At 68.4% G+C, this 20070-nt stretch carries 20 protein-coding genes; 13 read left to right on the top strand and 7 right to left on the bottom strand.

Annotation, left to right across the window (positions count from 1 at the left end):
* Positions 1 to 100 precede the first annotated feature (100 nt).
* From ACO6VK_RS17210 to ACO6VK_RS17195, 4 genes are all read right to left on the bottom strand, one after another.
* Entirely contained in the window at positions 101 to 3160 is a 3060-nt protein-coding gene (locus ACO6VK_RS17210; RefSeq protein WP_422509240.1) for a TonB-dependent receptor, read from the bottom strand.
* Between the two features lie 90 nt (positions 3161 to 3250).
* Positions 3251 to 4288, bottom strand: coding sequence for a LacI family DNA-binding transcriptional regulator (locus ACO6VK_RS17205; protein ID WP_422509238.1), 1038 nt, complete (start codon positions 4286 to 4288; stop codon positions 3251 to 3253).
* A 148-nt stretch (positions 4289 to 4436) separates the two neighbouring features.
* Positions 4437 to 4715, bottom strand: a complete 279-nt coding sequence (locus ACO6VK_RS17200; protein WP_422509236.1) for a BolA family protein — start codon at positions 4713 to 4715, stop codon at positions 4437 to 4439.
* Positions 4712 to 5011: a YciI family protein gene (locus ACO6VK_RS17195; RefSeq protein ID WP_411852679.1), complete on the bottom strand. Its 300-nt coding sequence runs from the start codon at positions 5009 to 5011 to the stop codon at positions 4712 to 4714. The genes ACO6VK_RS17200 and ACO6VK_RS17195 overlap by 4 nt, the downstream gene beginning before the upstream one ends.
* Positions 5012 to 5355: 344 nt before the next feature.
* Between ACO6VK_RS17195 and ACO6VK_RS17190 the strand changes: the two genes are divergently transcribed.
* Genes ACO6VK_RS17190 through ACO6VK_RS17180 form a run of 3 tightly spaced genes read left to right on the top strand, consistent with a single transcriptional unit; the run spans position 5356 to position 9109 of the window.
* The gene (locus ACO6VK_RS17190; RefSeq protein ID WP_017357401.1) at positions 5356 to 6261 is read left to right on the top strand and encodes a segregation and condensation protein A; all 906 of its coding nucleotides are present in this window, start codon (positions 5356 to 5358) and stop codon (positions 6259 to 6261) included.
* Between the two features lie 15 nt (positions 6262 to 6276).
* The gene (gene scpB / locus ACO6VK_RS17185; protein WP_422509234.1) at positions 6277 to 7350 is read left to right on the top strand and encodes an SMC-Scp complex subunit ScpB; all 1074 of its coding nucleotides are present in this window, start codon (positions 6277 to 6279) and stop codon (positions 7348 to 7350) included.
* Entirely contained in the window at positions 7343 to 9109 is a 1767-nt protein-coding gene (locus tag ACO6VK_RS17180) for a pseudouridine synthase (protein WP_422509232.1), read from the top strand. The genes scpB and ACO6VK_RS17180 overlap by 8 nt, the downstream gene beginning before the upstream one ends.
* 94 nt (positions 9110 to 9203) lie before the next feature.
* Here ACO6VK_RS17180 and ACO6VK_RS17175 read toward each other — a convergent pair whose 3' ends face one another.
* The 3 genes from ACO6VK_RS17175 to ACO6VK_RS17165 form a co-directional block, all read right to left on the bottom strand.
* Positions 9204 to 9638 carry a hypothetical protein gene (locus ACO6VK_RS17175; RefSeq protein WP_422509230.1) on the bottom strand — a complete coding sequence of 145 codons (435 nt, stop codon included), beginning with the start codon at positions 9636 to 9638 and terminating at the stop codon, positions 9204 to 9206.
* A 277-nt stretch (positions 9639 to 9915) separates the two neighbouring features.
* Positions 9916 to 10737: an amidohydrolase gene (locus ACO6VK_RS17170; protein WP_422509228.1), complete on the bottom strand. Its 822-nt coding sequence runs from the start codon at positions 10735 to 10737 to the stop codon at positions 9916 to 9918.
* Positions 10737 to 11885, bottom strand: a complete 1149-nt coding sequence (locus tag ACO6VK_RS17165) for a pyridoxal phosphate-dependent aminotransferase (RefSeq protein WP_422509226.1) — start codon at positions 11883 to 11885, stop codon at positions 10737 to 10739. Before ACO6VK_RS17165 ends, ACO6VK_RS17170 begins: the two co-directional genes overlap by 1 nt.
* A gap of 136 nt (positions 11886 to 12021) precedes the next feature.
* Between ACO6VK_RS17165 and ccmA the strand changes: the two genes are divergently transcribed.
* The 10 genes from ccmA to metX all read left to right on the top strand — a co-directional run bounded on the left by ccmA (position 12022) and on the right by metX (position 20064).
* On the top strand, positions 12022 to 12681 hold the full coding sequence (ccmA, locus tag ACO6VK_RS17160; protein ID WP_422509224.1) for a heme ABC exporter ATP-binding protein CcmA: 660 nt from the start codon (positions 12022 to 12024) through the stop codon (positions 12679 to 12681).
* The gene (gene ccmB, locus ACO6VK_RS17155) at positions 12678 to 13373 is read left to right on the top strand and encodes a heme exporter protein CcmB (RefSeq protein WP_422509222.1); all 696 of its coding nucleotides are present in this window, start codon (positions 12678 to 12680) and stop codon (positions 13371 to 13373) included. The genes ccmA and ccmB overlap by 4 nt, the downstream gene beginning before the upstream one ends.
* A gap of 94 nt (positions 13374 to 13467) precedes the next feature.
* Entirely contained in the window at positions 13468 to 14244 is a 777-nt protein-coding gene (gene ccmC / locus ACO6VK_RS17150) for a heme ABC transporter permease CcmC (protein ID WP_422509220.1), read from the top strand.
* Positions 14241 to 14426, top strand: coding sequence for a heme exporter protein CcmD (ccmD, locus tag ACO6VK_RS17145; RefSeq protein ID WP_422509218.1), 186 nt, complete (start codon positions 14241 to 14243; stop codon positions 14424 to 14426). Before ccmC ends, ccmD begins: the two co-directional genes overlap by 4 nt.
* Positions 14423 to 14884, top strand: coding sequence for a cytochrome c maturation protein CcmE (ccmE, locus tag ACO6VK_RS17140; protein ID WP_422509217.1), 462 nt, complete (start codon positions 14423 to 14425; stop codon positions 14882 to 14884). Before ccmD ends, ccmE begins: the two co-directional genes overlap by 4 nt.
* Entirely contained in the window at positions 14885 to 16798 is a 1914-nt protein-coding gene (locus tag ACO6VK_RS17135) for a heme lyase CcmF/NrfE family subunit (protein WP_422509215.1), read from the top strand. It begins immediately after the preceding gene.
* A gap of 8 nt (positions 16799 to 16806) precedes the next feature.
* Positions 16807 to 17421, top strand: a complete 615-nt coding sequence (locus ACO6VK_RS17130) for a DsbE family thiol:disulfide interchange protein (RefSeq protein WP_422509213.1) — start codon at positions 16807 to 16809, stop codon at positions 17419 to 17421.
* A complete protein-coding gene (locus ACO6VK_RS17125) occupies positions 17390 to 17878 on the top strand; it encodes a cytochrome c-type biogenesis protein (RefSeq protein ID WP_422509246.1) in 489 nt (162 codons plus the stop codon). Before ACO6VK_RS17130 ends, ACO6VK_RS17125 begins: the two co-directional genes overlap by 32 nt.
* Before the next feature lie 11 nt (positions 17879 to 17889).
* Positions 17890 to 18879, top strand: a complete 990-nt coding sequence (locus ACO6VK_RS17120; protein WP_422509244.1) for a tetratricopeptide repeat protein — start codon at positions 17890 to 17892, stop codon at positions 18877 to 18879.
* A 72-nt stretch (positions 18880 to 18951) separates the two neighbouring features.
* On the top strand, positions 18952 to 20064 hold the full coding sequence (gene metX / locus ACO6VK_RS17115) for a homoserine O-acetyltransferase MetX (protein WP_422509211.1): 1113 nt from the start codon (positions 18952 to 18954) through the stop codon (positions 20062 to 20064).
* Positions 20065 to 20070 lie beyond the last annotated feature (6 nt).

The following is a 20070-nucleotide window of genomic DNA, read 5'->3' as shown; positions in this document are numbered from 1 at the left end:
ATCGCGGAGGGACAATCTCTTCGCCGTTCCCCTGCTCGCCCAGAGCCGCCCGCCGGTGCTGCCCCGGCATCGCCTGCGAAGGCGATGCCGGGTGATGCGATCAGAAGCGGAAGCCGACTTCTGCCTTGACCTGACGCGGCGTACCAATGATCTCGCCGGTCTCGTTGTAGCTGGCCTGCAGCTTGCCGTTGGTCTTGATGTAGTTGTAGTTGGAGAAGTTGTCGAAATTGAACACGTTGATGATGTCCAGGCGAGCGTACAGCTCGGTATCGCCCGGCATCTTGAACGTCTTCGTCGCCTGCAGATCGACCGAACGGTAGCCGAAGACCTTGCCGCCCAGCAGGAACTTGCCATTGGCGTTGGGCACGGCGGCCTGCGGGGTCGGCAGGTTGAAGCCATTGGCCTGCGGCACCGGGTACCAGTCGTTGACGGCGGTCGGGGTGGCCAGGGTGATCTTGCCACCGAAGGTGATGCCCCAGAAGCCTGCGTACGAACCGGTGACCACCAGACGGTGGCGCGGCGCGCCGTTGGAACGGATGGTCGGGTAATCAGCGATCAGGCCGCGGTCGAACGCGTACTTCTCATTGATGTCGCGGTTGTGGCGCGCGGTGGTCCAGGTGTAGGCGATCGAGGTACCCCAGCCGCTTTCCTGGGTGAACGGCTTCTGCGCCGACAGCAGGACCTGGGTGGCACGGGTCTTGATGCCCTGCTGGCCGATGATCAGGCTGCCGAAGCCCGGCACGTTGCAGCTCCAGGCCTGGCTCAGGCCCGGGTCGGTACCGCCGCACAGACGCGGGTCATCGAAGAACTGGCCGGTCGGGTAGCGGTTGCCCAGGGTGAACGCGAAGCCGTCGTAGCTCAGCGTGCGGGCGATCGTGGCGTCGGTCAGCCAGTCACCGATCTGGTTGCTCATGCCCAGGCTGAACTGATCCGAGTACGGAGCCTTCAGATTGTTGTTCAGCAGGTCCACTTCCAGACCGGCATTGCTGGTCGAACCGACCAGGGTCTGCAGGTTGCCGATGCCGTTGAGCAGGTTCGGGTTCCAGTCATAGCAGGCGGCCTGACCGTTGATGCAGGTGCCGGTGGCCGGGTTGCGGAAGTAGATGGTCGGCTGCGGCAGTGCCAGCTTGGTGGTTTCCAGCTGCAGGTTGTCGAACAGGTCGCGATCGTACGAACGGCCGGCACCACCGTGGATCACGTGCTGCTCGTCGGCGTTGATGTCATACGAGAAGCCCAGGCGCGGCTGCCAGGCATCCTTGAATGCCTTGCGGTTCTTGCCGGTGCTGATGTAGTCGCTGATGTCCAGACCGCCCAGCGCCAGCGAATCGGCGTAGGTCTGGCCGGCGGGAGCCCGCGGGTCCTGCGAGTAGATCGCGTCGACCACCTGCTGCGGGGTCACGAAGTCCAGGTAGGTCGGGGTCTTCTCGTAGTCCCAGCGCAGGCCCAGGTTGAGCTGCAGGTGGTCGTTGACCTGCCAGTCGTCCTGGATGAACAGGCCGATCTGCTTGGACTTCGAACGCACTTCGCCCGACACGCCCGACACGCCGGTCACCGGCTTGACGAACTGTGCCTTGTACGGGATGGAATCCGGGAAGTCCGGATCGCCCAGGCTGTAGGTGAAGGTCGGGTTGATCTGCGCGGCGTCGGAGGCGTACAGGTCGATCTGCTTGTACTTCGCACCCATCTTGATGGTGTGGTCGCCCATCCATTGGATGCCGTCCAGGGTCAGGTTGTCTTCGATCGACCAGCCCTTCTGGCCCTTCACCTGCGAATCCAGCGCCGATGCGCCACCGATCTTCACCACGGTGCGGTCTTCGGTGCCGTCCGGTGCGGTGTAGGTGATGCCGTTGGCCAGGGTCAGCGGGGTCGGGTTGTTGAACGAATCTTCATGGGTGACCATCATTTCGTTGTAGTAACGCTCGCCGCTGTGGTTCCAGCGCAGGGCGTAACGACGGTCGGTGTTGACCACTTCACGGCCGGCTTCCGGCGAGGTCTGGCCGCTGAACTGCGACTGGGTTTCATCGCGGTCCTGGAAGGTCAGCTCGATGCGATCGTTGTCGGTCGGCTCGAAGTCGATCTTGCCGAAGATCAGGTCCTGCTGGAACGGCTGGCTGGCCGGGCCGAGGCCGGCGGCACCAGCGGGCGGCAGCAGGCTGGCAGCATTGGTGACCGCGCCGTCCGGCGCGATGGTGACCGGCAGGTCGAAGCGCTTGGCTTCATAGGTCACGAAGAAGTGCGCCTTGTCCTGGATGATCGGGCCACCCAGTGCGAAGCCGTATTCCTTCTCGGCCGAGACCATCTTGTCGTTGCCACCCTGGCGCTCGGCCGGGGTCTTGGCGCGCATGTCCTCGTTGGTGTAACGGTAGAAGGTTTCACCCTTGAACTCGTTGGTACCGGACTTGGTCGCCGCGGTCACGGCCGCGCTGGAGACCTGGCCGTACTCGGCCTTGTAGTTGCCGCTGATGACCTTGTATTCACCGATCGCCAGCTGCGGGAACGGGTTGCCGGCGCTGCCGGACTGGCCGGCCACGCCGCCGCCCTTGACGTAGCTCTTCTGGCCCACGCCGTCGATGTACACGTTGGTACCGTCGGAGTTGGTGGCACCGCCGCGCAGCGAGGTGTTGCCCTTGGCATCACGGGTGAAGATCAGGCCCGGGACCGCGTCGGCGAATTCCAGGAAGTTGCGCGACACCTGCGGGGTGGTCTGGATCTGCTGCAGGCTGACGGTCTTGCCCACTTCGGAAGTACGCACTTCCTGCAGCAGGGTCGGCGCAATCACGTTGACCGTGTCCAGGTTGGTGGCGTTGGCGGTGCTGCCGTTGGCCGGCGCGCCGCTGAAGTTCAGCGTCGCGGTCGATGCCACGGTCACCGTCACTTTCTGGGTCTGGCCGTTGGCCACGACGTCATAGGTGCCCGGGTCCAGGCCCATCAGCGAGTAGCTGCCATCGGCACGGATGGTGCCGCGACGCACGGTGCCGGTGGCGACGTTGGTGGCGGTGACTTCGGTGCCGGCCTCGGCCTGTGCAACCTGGCCACGCAGCGAGGCGTTGGCCGACTGCGCCATCAGGTCCGGCGCAGCGCCCAGCATCAGGCAGCTGACCAACGCGGTGGTCAGCAGGCGACGGGCCGGCGCGCGATTGCGGTGATTGGAATACGTCATGTAACTCTCCGGGTGGTGGTGGCCGTCATTGCGGCCCCTGTATTGTTTTTTACAGCGTTGTTTGAATGCGTCACGACCAACGGTCGTGAACTACAGCTCGCTTCTGGGCTTGCTTGAATCACGCACGATCAGGGTCGGCACCAGCGTCTGCTTGTCACCGGCCCCTTCCGTGTTGTTGCCATCCATCAACTGCAACAGGCGCGTCGCGGCTCTATCGCCGAGGTCGGCGATACTCACCTGCATCGTCGTCAACGACGGGTGAACGAAACGTGCCAGCGGAATGTCATCGAAACCCGCCAGTGCGACATCGAGCGGAACACGGATGCCCGCCTGCGCGAAGGCGTACAGACACCCCAGCGCCATCATGTCGTTGGCGGCGAACACCGCATCGGGCAGCGTGCCGGCTGCCAGCAACTCCTGTCCGGCTCGATGGCCGGAAGCTTCGTCAAAGTCACCGGGCAACTCGATGCCGTCGGCAGCATCGCCGAATGCCGCCAGCGCATCGCGGAAACCGCGCAGGCGCTCACGGGCGTCGTAGTTGAGATCCGGACCGGAAATGAACGCGATACGGCGATGCCCCACCTCCAGCAGGTGGCGGGTCATGGCCATCGCACCGGCATGGTCATCGATGCTCAGCACCGGATGATCCTGCTCGGGCAGATAGGTATTGATCAGTACCGTGGGCAGCGACTGCGGCAGGTTGTCGGTCAGGAAGCCGGGGCTTTCGGCGTACGGCGACAGCACCAGCAGGCCGTCCACCCGTCCGCGCATGGCGCGCAGCGCGGCCCCCTGCTGTTCCTGGTCGCCGTGGTAGCTGGACACCAGCAGGTGCTGGCGGCGCGCACGGGCCACGTTGTCGATGCCACGCATCAGCTCGGAGAAGAACTCGCCGTACAGGTCGGGCAGCACCACACCGATGGTGTTGGTGCGCCGGCTGCTCAGGCTGCGGGCCGCCGCGTGCGGGGTGTAGCGCAGACGCGCAGCGACCTCCAGCACCAGCTTGCGCACGGGCTCGGCGACATTTTCATGACCGTTCAGGGCACGCGAGACCGTGGCCACGGAGACCCGGGCTTCGCGAGCAACATCTTTGATTGTGATGGCTGCCTTGTTCACCTCGCCGCCCTCCACGGCTTAGAGATCTGGGCTTGGCGCGGAATGTAAGCGTTTTCAATCCTGAATGTAAACACTACGTTAGCCTCATGTCTCACGGCGGTAACAGATTGCTGTCCACGGCGGGTCCTTCCAGGACTCGCCAGGACAAGACGGGACAAGGGTTTCAGCGGTTTTCGGTCGGACTGCGGGCGTCGATGGACAGGGCGTGGATATCGGTCTCCATCATGGTCCCGACCGCCGCATAGACGGCCCGGTGGCGCGCCAACGGCGCCATTCCCGCAAACGCCGCGCTCACCACCTGCACATTGAAGTGGCCGCGGCCGTCGCGCGCGCCGGCGTGGCCGGCATGGCGGTGGCTGTCGTCCTCCACCACCAGGTGCTCGGGGGCAAAGGCCTGCTGCAGGGCCGCGCGGATGCGCTCGACGCGCTCGGCGTTGCTCATGGCAGCACCTTGCGGAACGGGCGCACCTGGACCCGCTCGTACACCCCGGCCGCCACGTACGGGTCGGCATCGGCCCAGGCACGGGCCTGTTCCAGGGAGTCGAATGCGGCGATCACCACGCTGCCGCTGAAGCCGGCCGGGCCGGGATCTTCGCTGTCGATGGCCGGGCACGGGCCGGCCAGCAGCAGGCGCCCTTCGTCCTGCAGGGCCTGCAGACGCGCCAGATGGGCCGGCCGCGCCGACTGGCGGGCGGGCAGGACGGCCGCGCCGTCATAGCCTTCAATCACATACCACACAGGCAACTCCCGAGACTCATATAAACAAACGGGAGGATTCTAGCCCGGCTCGCTGGACACTGCCGGTGCAAAGCCGTACTCTTGTTCCCATTGCACGTGGCTGGATGCAGCGGCCCGTCGACCCCCGGCTTTTCTGGCCCTGTGTCGACCGACCCACTGCCCCACACCAGCGCACGTAGACGACCTCCCCGTAGTTCTGTCGCTGCCCATCGCGGCGCGCCTTGCTGTTTGAAGTGTGGAATCGCGCCGACAGCGGCGTGCCTTGGCCTGCCACCCTGCCCCCTGGTTTTCCAGCGGCCGGCACGGTGCGGCGACCGGTCCGTTGCAATACTGACGTCAACTTGATGACTTCCGAACTCGCGCTCGACGCGAACCCGCAAATCCGGCCGACCGCCCCACAGCAGCAGGAAATGCCGCTGGCCGTGGTGCATGGGCAACCGGTCCTGCAGATTCCGCAGGACCTGTACATCCCACCGGACGCGCTGGAAGTCATCCTGGATGCCTTCGAGGGTCCGCTGGACCTGCTGCTGTACCTGATCCGCCGGCAGAATCTGGACATCCTGGACATCCCGGTTGCCGAGATCACCCGCCAGTACGTCGAGTACATCAACGTCATGCAGGAGCTGCGCTTCGAACTGGCGGCCGAGTACCTGGTGATGGCGGCGATCCTGGCCGAAGTGAAGTCGCGGATGCTGCTGCCGCGGCCGCCGAGCGTGGAAGGCGATGAAGCCGACCCGCGCGCGGAGCTGGTGCGCCGGCTGCAGGAGTACGAACGTTTCAAGCAGGCCGCCGAGGACATCGACGCCCTGCCCCGGCAGGATCGCGACACCAGTCTGGCGCATGCCTTCGTTCCCGACCGCGCGGCCGTCAAGCTGCCGCCGCCGGTGGACCTGAAGGAAATGCTGATGGCGCTGCACGACGTGCTCAAGCGCGCCGAGCTGTTCACCGGCCATGCGATCAAGCGCGAGGCGCTGAGCGTGCGGCAACGGATGGGCGACGTGCTGGGCCGTCTGGAAGATGGCCGGTTCTACCGGTTTGAATCGCTGTTCACTGCCGAAGAAGGCAAGCTGGGGGTGCTGGTGACCTTCCTGGCCCTGCTGGAACTGGCCAAGGAACAGCTGCTGGACATTGTCCAGGAAGCTCCGCTGGCGCCGATCTACGTCAAGTCCCTGGCCGCCGGCAATACCAACGAACCGCTGCAGTTCAACAGCGAGTTCGACGACAACGACGCCGCCAACGAATCCGACTGAGCACCCGACCCACGCATGGATCAACCGCTGATCAACCGTATTGTCGAAGGCGCGCTGCTGGCATCCAGCCAGCCGCTGACGCTGGCGCAGTTGCAGGGCCTGTTCCCCGACGAGGAACCGGCGCCCCCGGGCAGCGTCGAACGCGCCCTGGAACTGCTGCGCGAAGGCTGCGGCGGACGCGGCGTGGAGCTGGTCGAGGTTGCCTCGGGCTTCCGCTTCCAGGTCACCAACGAGGTCCACGGCTACATCACCCGGCTGTGGACCGAGCGCAAGACCCGTTACACCCGCGCCACCCTGGAAACGCTGGCACTGATCGCCTATCGCCAGCCGATCACCCGCGGCGAGATCGAGCAGGTGCGCGGCGTGGCGGTCAGCAGCAACATCATCCAGGCACTGGAAGAACGCGAATGGATCCGCGTGATCGGCCACCGCGACGTCCCCGGGCGCCCGGCGCTGTTCGGCACCACCAAGGGCTTCCTGGACTACTTCGGGCTCAAGCGCCTGGATGAACTGCCGCCGCTGTCCGAACTGCGCGACCTGGGCGAGCTGGAACCGCAGCTGCCGCTGGACAGCGATGGCCAGCCGGCCGGTCGCCTGGCCGCCGGTGCCGCCAGCCCGGACAGCGACCTGGACAGCGACGCCGCCAACGACGACGGCACCCCGCCGCCGGCGACGGGCGAGGACGACGCGGAACCGGACGCCGACCCGGACGCCGACGAGGCCCCGCCTCCGGCATCCGATCCGGTGCCGGCGCAGGACCTCGATCCGGCCGCCGCCCGGGCCGCCGCCCGCGCTGCGCTGGCAGCCGCCCGACTGGCGGATCAGCCCGCAGATCAGGACAATAGCGAGGCCTCCGCCGATGCGGATGCCGGCACCACCTCATCCCATGCGCCGTTGCCGCTCCGCGACGACGACGCTGATACGACCGCCAGCGATGGCGAACCCGTTACCGCGCCGGGAGAGCGCGCGGCGCACCAGAACGAAACCGAAGACAACGCCGTCGCGACGACGACCGTGGCTGTTGACGAAGCCGATCCCGAACCAGAGGCCGACGAAACCGTCGCCGGCCGGAGCCAAGTAAATGAGTGACACCCCCCGCAAGCTGTCGTTGAACAAGCTTTCGCTCAAGCGCGAAACCGACACCGAACAGCCCAAGCTCGAAGAGCGCCTGCACAAGGTGCTGGCGCAGGCCGGTCTCGGTTCACGCCGCGCGCTGGAACAGCGCATTGCCGATGGTCTGGTCAAGGTCAACGGCGAAGTCGCCCAGACCGGTCAGTCGATCAAGAGCGGCGACAAGGTCGAACTGGATGGCCGTGGCTTCGTCGCCACCGCGCTGACCGAGACCTCGCGCGTGCTGGCGTACAACAAGCCGGAAGGCGAAGTGACCACGCGCGAAGATCCCGAAGGTCGCCCGACCGTGTTCGAAGCGCTGCCGGCCCTGAAGGGCGCGCGCTGGATCGCGATCGGCCGCCTGGATATCAACACCACCGGCCTGCTGCTGGCGACCACCGACGGTGAACTCGCCAACGCGATGATGCACCCCTCCTACGAGGTGGAACGCGAGTACGTCGTGCGCGTGCGTGCACCGGAAGGCGAAGAAAAAGTGCCGGACAGCATCGTCGACCGCCTCGCCCGCGGCGTGGCGCTGGAAGACGGCCCGGCCAAGTTCGACGAGATCGAACGCATCGGCGGCACCGACTCGCACGACTGGTTCCGCGTGGTCGTCAAGGAAGGCCGCAACCGCGAAGTGCGCCGCCTGTGGGAATCGCAGGGCTGCCAGGTCAGCCGCCTCAAGCGCACCCGCTACGGCAAGGTCAGCCTGCCGCGCGAACTGCTGCGTGGCCAGTCGGTTGAACTGCCGGCCAAGCAGGTCGAAGCGCTGCGTGCCGAACTGAAGCTGGAAGAAGGCGCGCCGTCGGCGCTGACCCTGCAGCCGGTGATCGGCCAGCGTCGTGCCGCCAAGACCACCGTGCGCGTGTCGCGCGAAGGTGGCCGCGGCAATGCCTACGTCAACGGCCACAACCAGGCCGATGAAGGCCGCGAGCTGCGTCGTTTCGACAACGTCCGCGAAGAGCGCGGCCGTGGTCGCGGCGGCAAGGGCGGCGGCTTCAAGGGTGGCCTGACGGTCAGCGGTGAAGCGGCGGCCAAGCAGTCGCAGCGTCCGTTCAAGCAGCGTCCGGACAAGGGCAACCGCGCCCTGCCGGAAGGCAACCCGGCCGCATTCCGCAGCTGGTACGTGCCGGACGGTGTCAGCACCGGTCCGAGCAACCACCGCAATGCCGGCCCGGGCGCTGCCCGTGGTCCCGGTGCACGCGGTCCGGGTGCCGGCGCCGGTGCCGGTGGCCAGGGGCGTCCCTACGGCAAGCCGAAGGGCCCGGGCGGCGCAGGCGGCCAGGGTCGCGGCGGCTTCGGCGGTGAAGGCCGTGGCGAAGGCCGTGGCGGCTTCGGTGGCGAGAACCGCGGTGGCTTCGGCGGCCAGGGCCGTCCGGCCGGCGGCGGTGGCGGCAACCGTGGTGGCCAGGGCGGTCAGGGCGCGTCGCGCCACCCGTACGGCCATCCGGGCAATGCGCCCAGCTTCCCGTCCGACCACGCCAATCCGGGCGCCAGCCCGTACGGCAGCGCGCGTCCGGCCAGCAATCGCGGCCCGGGTGGCCCGGGTGGCAACCGTGGTCCGGGTGGCCCCGGTGCACGCGGCCCCGGCGGTCCCGGCGGCAATCGCGGCCCCGGCGGCCCGGGCGGCAACCGTGGCCCGGGTGGCCCCGGTGGTCGTCCGGGTGGCGCACGTCCCGGCGGCAGCCGTGGTCCCGGTGGCGGTGGCCACCGTGGCGGCGGCCCGCGCGGCGGCTGATCGCTGAATCGCAGCACACAAAAAACCCCGGCTCAGGCCGGGGTTTTTCGTTGGCGTGCCGCTGCTGGCAGCACCGGGCGCTGCCGGGGTGCGGTCAGCGGCGCTCGATGGTGAAGCGGCCCACGCCCACGCCCAGATCCCAGCCCTTGCCGGTGCCGGCCAGGGCCAGCGAGACATCGCCCTTGGTCATCACCTGCGCGTTGCTGGATTTGTCCGCGCCGGCGTGCGCTTCGACCGAGGCGTACGAGCCGAGCAGGTCATTGAGCGAGTACGCGCCGGAGAACTTGCCCTTGCCATCCACGATCTTGGACTTGCCTACCGTCAGCCCGCCGCCCTTGGCGGTGATCTTGACCGGGATGCGCGCGCCGTTGTCGCAGGTGATGGTGCCGGTGCCGGATGCGGTCTTGTACAGCACCGACCAGCCGGCCAGGTTGTAGTGCAGCTCGCAGTCGATGTTGCCGGCGGCCTGCGCGGCGGGAACCGCGCCCAGGCTGGCCAGCGCGATCAGTGCCAGGGAAAGCGTCTTCATTGCAGTGCACTCATGCGGAAGGGAACGGCCCCGAATCTAGCAGCGTGCGCGTCGCGCCCGCATGAGGCCGCCCACCCGCGTGCGGCAACCGTTCAGTAGTGCCGGCCGCTGGCCGGCTGCATGGGTGCTGCATGGCGTGCGTGGAGCCGGCCAGCGGCCGGCGGCGTCCGGGGTGCTGCATGGCGTGCGTGGAGCCGGCCAGCGGCCGGCACTACCGGTGCTGCATGCCGGCCAGCGGCCGGCACTACCGGTTCTGCATGCCGGCCAGCGGCCGGCGTTATGGGCGGCTGTGCAGGTCGAAGCTGTCGGCGTCCAGCATCGCCGGGAAACGCGCGCGGTGCGCGGCCAGCGCGGCCGCCGAGATGGTGGTGGTGACCACCTGCTCGCGTTCGCGGATCTCCACCTGCGGCTGGCCGAGGAAATCGATCACCGCGCTGTCGCCGGCGTAGTGCAGGTCGTTGCCGTCGATGCCGACCCGGTTGACCGCCGCCACGTAGCACAGGTTCTCGATCGCACGGGCACGCAGCAGCGTGCGCCACGGGTAGGCGCGCGCCGAAGGCCAGTTGGCGACGAAGATCTGCAGATCGAAATCCAGGTCGTCGGCACGTTCCACGTTGTAGCGGTTGCGGCAGAACACCGGGAAGCGCAGGTCGTAGCAGACCTGCGGATTGATCCGCCAGCCCTTCCAGTCCACGCTCAGACGCGCATCGCCGGCGGCGTAGCGCAGGTGCTCGCCGCCGTAACGGAACAGATGACGCTTGTCGTAGTACTGCAGGTCACCCTCGGGGGTGGCCCACAGCAGCCGGTTGAACACGCCCTCCCCCACCCGCAGCTGCACGCTGCCGGTGACGGCCGCACCCAGCCGCGCCGCCTGCTCGCGGAGCCAGGTGACGGTGGGGCCATCCATGCCCTCGGCCTTGTCGATGGCGTCGTTGGAGAAACCGCTGGTGAAGGTTTCCGGCAGGATCACCAGATCGGTCTGCCCGGCCAGCGGTGCCAGCAGCGCACCGTAGTGCGCGCGGTTGCCGGCCGGATCGTGCCAGCGGGTGTCGCCCTGGACCAGGCTGATACGCAGATCGGGACGTTCGGCGGCGCTCATCACAGCACCTGCAGGCGCGCGATCGCCGCGTCCAGCGTGGCGTCGTTCTTGGCAAAGCACAGCCGCACCAGGCGCTGGCCTTCCGGCGCGGTCTCGTAGAACGGCGACAGCGGAATGGCGGCCACGCCCTTCTCGATGGTCAGCCACTTCACGAATTCGTGGTCGGGCAGATCGCTGATGGCCGAATAGTCGACCAGCTGGAAGTAGCCGCCCGGCACCGGCAGCGGGGTCAGGCGGGTGGTCAGCAGCTGCGCACGGAAGCGGTCGCGCTTGGCCTGGTAGAACGCGCCCAGTTCCAGGTGGTGTTCGGGCTCGTCACGGATCATCGCGGCAAAGCCGTACTGCGCCGGGCCGAAGCTGGTGAAGGTGTTGTACTGGTGCACCTTGCGGAACTCGCCGCTCATTGCCGGCGGGGCGATGGCATAGCCGATCTTCCAGCCGGTGCAGTGGTAGGTCTTGCCGAAGCTGGAAATCACGAAGGCGCGTTCGCGCAGCTCGGGGTAGCGCAGCGCCGATTCATGGCGGCGGCCGTCGTAGATGATGTGTTCGTACACCTCATCGGAGATCAGGTAGATGCCGGTGCCGCGCAGCACATCCGCCAGCGCCTGCATGTCATCGGCGGTCAGCATCGCGCCGGACGGGTTGTGCGGGGTGTTGACCATCAGCAGGCGGGTGCGCGGGGTGATCGCCGCGCGCACACGGTCCCAGTCCACCGCGAACGTCTGCGGGTCCAGCGGCACGTGCACGGCCACCGCACCGGCCAGCTCGATCGCCGGCTCGTAGCAGTCATACGCCGGATCGAGCACGATCACCTCTTCGCCCGGGCGCACCACGGCGTGGATGGCGTTGAAGATCGCCTCGGTGGCGCCGCTGGTCACGGTGATCTCGGAGTCCGGATCGACCTGCGCGCCGTACAGATCCAGCGACTTCTGCGCGATGGCCTGGCGCAGCGGTGCCACGCCGGTCATCGGCGGGTACTGGTTCAGCCCGCCGTGCATGGCCTTGACCGTTTCATCGATCAGGCGCTGCGGCGCGGAGAAGTCCGGAAACCCCTGCCCCAGGTTCACGGCGCCGTGCTCGGCGGCCAGCTGCGACATCACGGTGAAGATGGTGGTGCCCACCTTGGGGAGCTTGGTCTGGGGTTGCATCGGCAAAGAAGAAGAAAGGGGGGGAAAGACCAGTGTACGCAAAACGTCCGCAGCCATGACGGCCCGCCCTGCCTCCACTGCACCGCCCCACCCCCGCTACAATGGCGGCCCTTTCCCGGTGTGAAGCCTGAGCCCCTTGAACGCTCCTCCGTTGCTGGCCGCGCAAGGCCTTGGCTTCAGTCGCAACGATGAACCCGTCTTCGGGCCGCTCGACTTCCATATCGATGCCGGTGAAGCTCTGCTGGTGCAGGGCGACAACGGCGCCGGCAAGACCACCCTGCTGCGCGTGCTGGCCGGGCTGCTGCGCGCCGACAGCGGCCAGGTGCAGATCGATGGCCGCGTGGCCGGTCACAAGGAACGGTCGCAGTATGTGGCGTACCTGAGCCACCTGCCCGCGCTCAAACCGGACCTGGACACGCTGGAGAACCTGCATTTCCTGTGCGGCCTGCATGGCCGACGCGCGCGCCAGATGCCCGGCAATGCGCTGGCCATCGTCGGCCTCGCCGGCTATGAGGACACCCTGGTCCGCCAGCTCTCGGCCGGTCAGAAGCGTCGCCTGGCCCTGGCCCGGGTCTGGCTGTCGCCGGCCCCGCTGTGGCTGCTCGACGAGCCCTACGCCAATCTCGACCTGGACGGCATCAACCTGGTGAACCGCATGATTTCCGCGCACCTGCGCAGCGGTGGGGCCGCCCTGGTCACCACCCACGGCGCCTACGCCGCCCCGCCGGTACGTACCCGGTTGATCGACCTGACGCCTGCCGGGCAGGCCCCGGTCGCCGCCGGCGGTGCCGCATGATCGCGCCGGGCACCGAACCGGGCCTGTGGCAGACCGCCCGCGCCCTGGCCGGACGCGACCTGCGCCTGCTCTGGCGCCGCCGTGGCGACGCACTGCAACCGCTGCTGTTCGCGCTGCTGGTGGTGGTGCTGTTCGCGCTCGCGCTCGGCCGCGAGTCATCGGTGATGGGCCAGGTCGGCGCGGCGGTGCTGTGGCTGGCGGTTCTGCTGGCCGGCCAGCTGGCGCTGGATTCGCTGTTCCGCAGCGATGCCGAGGACGGATCGCTGGAGCAATGGCTACTGGCACCGGTCCCGCTGGCGTGGCTGGTGCTGGTGCGGGTGCTGCTGCACTGGGCCACCACCGCGCTGCCGCTGATCGCCATCACGCCGCTGCTGGCGGAAATGCTGCACGTGCCACATGACCAACTACCGATCCTGCTGGCATCGTTGCTGCTGGGAACGCCGGTGCTGAGTCTGATCGGTGGCGTGGTCGCCGCGCTGACGGTGAGCATCCGGCGCTCTGGTATTCTCGTGGCGTTGCTGGCCTTGCCGTTGTACGTACCGGTGCTGGTGTTCGGTGCGGGCAGTGTCGGCGCCGCAGCGCGCGGGCAGGATCCGGTCGGTGCGCTGCTGCTGCTGGCCGCCGGGCTGGTGGTTGCACTGGTGCTGGCGCCGCTGGCGACCGCTGCCGCCATCCGGATCTCGCTGAGTTGAGTTGCTGTTCCCGTGCCACCGTTCCAGTGTCATCGTTTAACGAGCCACTCCACGTCCGTTGGATCGTCGCCCTTCGTTGGATAGCCACTGCCGCATGCACCCGATAGTCCGCTGGTTCCACCAACTCGGTTCACCGCCCACCTTCGACCGCTTCGCCACGCGGTGGTCGCGCATCTTCTATGTCGCCGCGGTGCCGGTGCTGCTGCTCGGCATGTGGCAGGGCCTGTTCGTGGTGCCTGCCGAGCAGACCCAGAACGACGCCTTCCGGATCATCTACATCCACGTGCCCAGCGCGTGGATGAGCCTGTTCGTGTTCGCGCTGATGGCCTTCTACGCGGTCATCGCCCTGGTCTGGCGGATCAAGATCTGCGAAATCCTGGCGATGGCCTGCGCGCCGATGGGCGCCGGCTTCACCCTGATCACCCTGCTCACCGGCAGCATCTGGGGCAAAGGCACCTGGGGCGGCTGGTGGGACTGGGACCCGCGCCTGACCAGCGAGCTGATCCTGCTGTTCCTGTACCTGGGCGTGATCGGTCTGTACCACGCCATTGACGACCGCCGCAGCGCCGCACGCGCGGCCGGGCTGCTGGCCATCGTCGGTGTCGGGTTGCTGCCGGTGATCCGCTATTCGGTGGACTGGTTCGGTGGCCTGCACCAGCGCCAGTCGATCAACGTATTCGGTACCAACGCGGTGCGCGAAGAACTGATCGCTCCGCTGTGGTGGATGGTGGTCGCCACCAAACTCTGGTTCGTCGGCTCGCTGCTGGCCAAGGCGCGCGCCGACAACCTCACGCGCGAAGCCGGCAAGGCCTGGGTCGGGGAGCGCTTCGGCGGCACCGCGCCGGCCACGTCCGAGGAACTGCCGCGATGACGCACGTCCCCTTCATCATCGCCGCCTACGCGGTGTTCGTCCTGGTGCTGGGCAGCGACGCGCTGGGCTCCTGGCTGCGCCTGCGCGCGGCCCGGCGGCAGGCGCTGCGGCGCCAGCAGCGGTTGCAGGCGCGCGCCAAGGCGCTCCCCGACACGCCGCTGGCCACGGAGCTCACCCGATGACCCCGTCGCAGCGTCGTCGCATGGTCTGGGTGCTGCTGCTGCTGCTCGCCTCGGGGTTGGCAACCACGCTGGTGGCCTTCGCGCTGCAGCGGAACATCGCCTATCTCTACACGCCCTCCGAAGTGCTGCGCGGCGATGTCGATGCGCAGTCGCGCTTCCGGCTCGGCGGCATGGTGGTCAAGGGGTCGTTCGAGCGCGCATCCGGTTCGCTCGATGCCCATTTCGTGGTGACCGACGGCGATGCCGTGCTTCCGGTGACCACCTCGCGCATCCTGCCGGACATGTTCCGCGAAGGGACCGCCGTGGTGGCCAGCGGCCGCCTGCAGGACGGCCGCTTCATCGCCGATGAAGTGCTGGCCAAGCACGACGAGAACTACATCCCCAAGGAAGTGGCCGACAAGATGGGCCAGGCGCACACCAAGCACGACGTGACCATGCCCGCTGCGGAGACCCGCTGAGTGCTGCCCGAACTGGGGCAGGTTCTGCTGGTGAGCGCACTGCTGATGGCCCTGCTGCAGGCCGTGCTGCCGCTGTGGGGTGCCCAGCGCGGCCAACAGGCCTGGATGGCGGTGGCGCGGCCGGCGGCCTTCGCCCAGCTGGCACTGCTGCTGGGCGCGTTCGCCGTGCTCACCGTCGCCTTCGTGGTCCAGGACTTCTCGGTGCGCTACGTCGCCGAGAACTCCAATTCGCTGCTGCCGATGGCCTACCGCTACTCGGCGGTATGGGGCGCGCATGAAGGCTCGCTGCTGCTGTGGGCGCTGGTCCTCGCGCTGTGGAGCGGCGCGGTCGCGTTGTGGTCCAGGCGGCTGCCCCCGGAGGTGCGTGCCCGCGTCCTCGGTGTACTCGGCATCATCAGCATCGGCTTCCTGGCCTTCCTGATCTTCACCTCCAATCCGTTCGCGCGGCTGCTGCCGGCGCCGCTGGAAGGACGCGACCTGAATCCGCTGCTGCAGGATCCCGGGCTGATCATCCATCCGCCGATGCTGTACCTGGGCTACGTCGGCTTCGCCGTGCCGTTCGCCTTCGCCATCGCCGCGCTGCTGGAAGGGCGCGTGGATGCACGCTGGCTGCGCTGGACCCGGCCGTGGACCAACGTGGCCTGGGGCTTTCTGACGCTCGGCATCGCACTGGGCAGCTGGTGGGCGTACTACGAACTGGGCTGGGGCGGCTGGTGGTTCTGGGACCCGGTGGAGAACGCCAGTTTCCTGCCGTGGCTGGCCGGTGCCGCCCTGATCCATTCGCAGGCGGTCACCGAGAAGCGCGGCAGCTTCGCCAGCTGGACGTTGCTGCTGGCCATCGCCGCATTCGCACTGTCACTGCTCGGCACCTTCCTGGTCCGCTCGGGTGTGCTCACCAGCGTGCACTCGTTCGCGGCCGATCCCTCGCGCGGCACCTTCATCCTGGTGTTCCTGGCGCTGGTGGTGGGTGGTGCGCTGCTGCTGTACGCGCTGCGTGCCGGTGCACTGGGCAACGACGACCCGCGCCGCGGGTTCATGCCCACCTCGCGCGAGACCCTGCTGCTGGCCAACAACCTGCTGCTGGCCGCCGCCTGCGGCATGGTCCTGCTCGGCACCCTGTACCCGCTGCTGGCCGATGCGCTCGGCCTGGGCAAAGTGTCGGTCGGCCCGCCGTACTTCGGCACCCTGTTCGTGGTGCTGATGGCGCCGCTGGTGGCGCTGCTGCCGTTCGGGCCGCTGGTGAACTGGCAGCGCGACCAGGCCTCGCGCTCGCTTGCAATGCTCGCCCCGTGGGCCGGGCTGTCGCTGCTGCTTGGCGTCATCGCCTACTTCATGGCCCCGCAGGGCGCGCTCAAAACCGCTGCCGGCGTGGCCGCCGCAGCCTGGGTGGCGCTGGGCACCGCGCGTTTCGTCTGGACCCGGCTGCGCGGCAACGGCCGCTTCAACGCCGAGATGGTCGGCATGCTGCTGGCGCACGGCGGCGTGGCCGTGTTCCTGGCCGGCGCACTGCTGGTGGAAGCGCTCAACGTGCAGCGCGAAGTGGCGCTGGCACCGGGGCAGGCATTGGAGGTAGGCGGCTATGAGCTGCACTTCGAAGGCGTGGACCATCTGCAGGGCCCCAACTACAGCGCCGACCGCGGCCACGTACGCGTACTGCGCGACGGCCGCGAACTGGCCCTGCTGCATCCGGAAAAACGCGCCTATGCCAGCGGCGGCCAGGTCATGACCGAAGCCGGCATCCATGCCCGCATCCGCGGCGATGTGTACGTGGCGCTGGGCGAGCCGCTGGGCAACAATGCGTGGGCCGTGCGCGTGCACATCAAACCGTTCGTCCGCTGGATCTGGCTGGGCGCGCTGCTGATGGCCCTGGGTGGCTTCGTCACCGCCGCCGACCGCCGTTTCCGTCGCCCGTAGGAGTTCCCATGTCCGATCCCCGCCCCACCCCGTCCCGCCCGCTGCCGCCGGTTGCGATCGTGATCGGCGTGCTGTTCTTCTTCGGGCTGCTGGGTCTGATGGTGTACAGCGTGATGAAGTCCGGCGATCCCGACCGCGATGTGCTGCCCTCTGCTCTGCTCGGCAAGCCCGCCCCTGCGTTCCAGCTGCCGGTGCTGCACGATCCCACCATTACCGTGAGCAGCACCGAGCTACGCGGCGCGCCCTACGTGCTCAACGTGTGGGGCAGCTGGTGCGCGGCCTGCCGCGAGGAACACCCGGTGCTGACCCGGTTCGCCGAAACCAAGCGCGTGCGCGTGATCGGCTACAACTGGAAGGACGAACCGGCCGATGCTCTGCGCTGGCTGGAGCAGCTCGGCAACCCGTTCGTGCTGGTGCTGAGCGACGTCGAAGGCCGCACCGCCATCGACTGGGGCGTGACCGCCGCGCCGGAAACCTTCCTGGTTGACGCCAGCGGCGTGGTGCGCTGGAAGTACAGCGGCGCGCTGAGCCAGCGCGTGATCGATACCCAGCTGATCCCCGAACTGGACAAGGTGGAGCGCGCCAATGCCGATGCCCAGAATCATCTGCCGGCCGCACCGTAACCCGCGCGCGCGGGCACGCGCCGCGCTGCTCGCGCTGGCGCTGCTGGCGCTGCTGGCGCCGTTTGCGGCGCTGGCGCAGGCCGTGTCCGACCCCACCCCGCTGCAGTACCGCAACGCCGCCGAGGAAGCGCGCTTCCATGCGCTCACCGCCGAGCTGCGCTGCGTGCAGTGCCAGAACCAGTCGTTGGCCGATTCGGATGCACAGATTGCCCATGATCTGCGCCGTGAAGTATTGGCGCTGATGCAGCAGGGCCGCGACGACGCCCAGATCAAACAGTTCCTGGTCGAGCGCTACGGCAGCTTCGTGCTGTACCGCCCCCCGATGGACGCGCGCAACGCAGTGCTGTGGTTTGGCCCACCGATCGCGCTGCTGGCCGGCGCCGGGGTGCTGGTGTGGGTGGTGCGCCGGCGCGGCCGCCGCCTTCAGCCGATCGAACAACGCGAGGATCACTGGTGAGCGAGTGGCTGATGGTGCTGGCCGGGCTGGTCGCGGCAATCATGGCGATGGTGGTCTTGTGGCCCCTGCGCCGCACCGGCCGCGGGCCCTTCCTCGGTGGGGCGCTGGCAATGGGCGTGGCCGGCGCGTCGCTGTATCTGCTGGTGGGCACACCGCAGGCGGCCGAGGAGGCGCAGCGCGCCGCGCCGGCGACGCTGCGCGACGGTGTGCAGGACCTGGAGCAGGCCCTGGCACGCGACCCGCAACGCGCCGACGGCTGGGCGCTGCTGGGGCGTTCGCAGCTGGCGCTGGGCAATCTGGACGCCGCCAACCGCGCCTACGCCCGTGCCATCGCTCTGGCGCCGGATGAGCCGGTGGTGCTGGTCGAAGCCGCGCAGGCACGCGCCCAGGCCAACCCCGACAAACGGTTCGACGACACCGCACTCACCTGGCTGCGCCACGCCGACCGGCTCGCGCCGGACAGCGAGCGCGCCGGTTGGCTGATCGGCATCGCGCAGCGCCAGCGCGGCCAGGATGCCGACGCCGCCGCCACCTGGGAGGCGCTGCTGCCGCGCCTGGACCCGGGTGCCGCCAACGCCCTGCGCGAGCAGATCGCCATCGCCCGCGCCAGCGCCGGGCTGCCGGCTGCCGCCCCCACCGAGGCCAGCGCAGCGCGCGCCGGCCTGACCGTCAAAGTCATGCTCGACCCGCAGTTCGCCGCGCGTGCGCGCCTGCACGGCGATGCCAGCGTGTTCGTCATCGCCCGCGTCCCCGGCGGCCCACCGATGCCGGTGGCGGTGGAAAAGCACCGCGCCGATGCGCTGCCGCTGGTGGTCACGCTGGACGATGCGGACAGCCCGATGCCGACCCAGCCGTTGTCGGCGCTGGACGAGGTGGAGGTGTTCGCCCGGCTGTCCGCCTCCGGCAACGCCGCCCGCCAGGAAGGCGACCTGGACTCGCCTGCGGTACGTGTGCGGCTGCCCCACGCCGCCCCGGTGCAGCTGGTGCTGGGGTCGCCCTGATCGCGCGATCACCGCGATACAGCGTGCCGCCAGCGGCACCGTGCACCGATTCGGGCGAGCTAGAATGCCCGCATGACTGAATTCATCCCACCGGGCACGCGCTACCACGCCCTGCCCTCGCCGTTCGCGTTCAAGCGCGGCGGCCAGTTGCATGGCGCCCATGTCGCCTATGAAACCTGGGGCACGCTGGATGCGCAGGCCGGCAATGCGATCCTGCTCGTGACCGGCCTGTCGCCGGACGCGCATGCCGCCGCCAACACGGACAACCCGGCCGCCGGCTGGTGGGAGCCGATGCTCGGCCCGGGCAAGCCGATCGATACCAACCGCTGGTTCGTGGTGTGCGTCAATTCGCTGGGCAGCTGCAAGGGCTCCACCGGGCCGGCCACCATCGACCCGGCCACCGGCCAGCCCTACCGCCTGCACTTCCCGGAACTGTCGATCGAAGATGGCGCCAACGCGGCCATCGACGTCGTGCGCGCGCTCGGCATCAGCCAGCTCGCCTGCGTGATCGGCAACTCGATGGGCGGCATGACCGCGCTGGCCGTGCTGCTGCTCGCACCCGGCATCGCACGCAGCCACATCAACATCTCCGGCAGCGCGCAGGCGCTGCCGTTCTCCATCGCCATCCGCTCACTGCAGCGCGAAGCGATCCGCCTCGACCCGCGCTGGGATGCCGGCCAGTACAGCGAAGACAGCTATCCCGAATCGGGCATGCGCATGGCGCGCAAGCTCGGCGTGATCACCTACCGTTCGGCATTGGAATGGGATGGCCGCTTCGGCCGCGTGCGGCTGGATTCGGACCAGGCCGACGATGATCCGTTCGGCCTGGAGTTCCAGGTGGAGAGTTATCTGGAAGGCCACGCACGTCGTTTCGTGCGTTTCTTCGACCCCAACTGCTACCTGTACCTGAGCCGCTCGATGGACTGGTTCGACCTGGCCGAATACGCCGACGGCGATGTGCTGGCCGGCCTGGCCCGTATCCGCGTCGACAAGGCGCTGGCGATCGGCGCCAACACCGACATCCTGTTCCCGGTGCAGCAGCAACAGCAGATTGCCGATGGCCTGCGCGCCGGCGGCGCCGATGCGCAGTTCATCGGCCTGGATTCGCCGCAGGGCCACGACGCCTTCCTGGTCGATTTCGCGCGCTTCGGCCCGGCGGTGGGCAACTTCCTCGATACGCTGTGACGCACG

It is taken from the genome of Stenotrophomonas sp. GZD-301, assembly GCF_049310345.1.
Taxonomy (GTDB): domain Bacteria; phylum Pseudomonadota; class Gammaproteobacteria; order Xanthomonadales; family Xanthomonadaceae; genus Stenotrophomonas.
The sequence above is the reverse complement of the archived record's forward strand: the minus strand, read 5'-3'. Positions and strand labels throughout refer to the sequence as shown.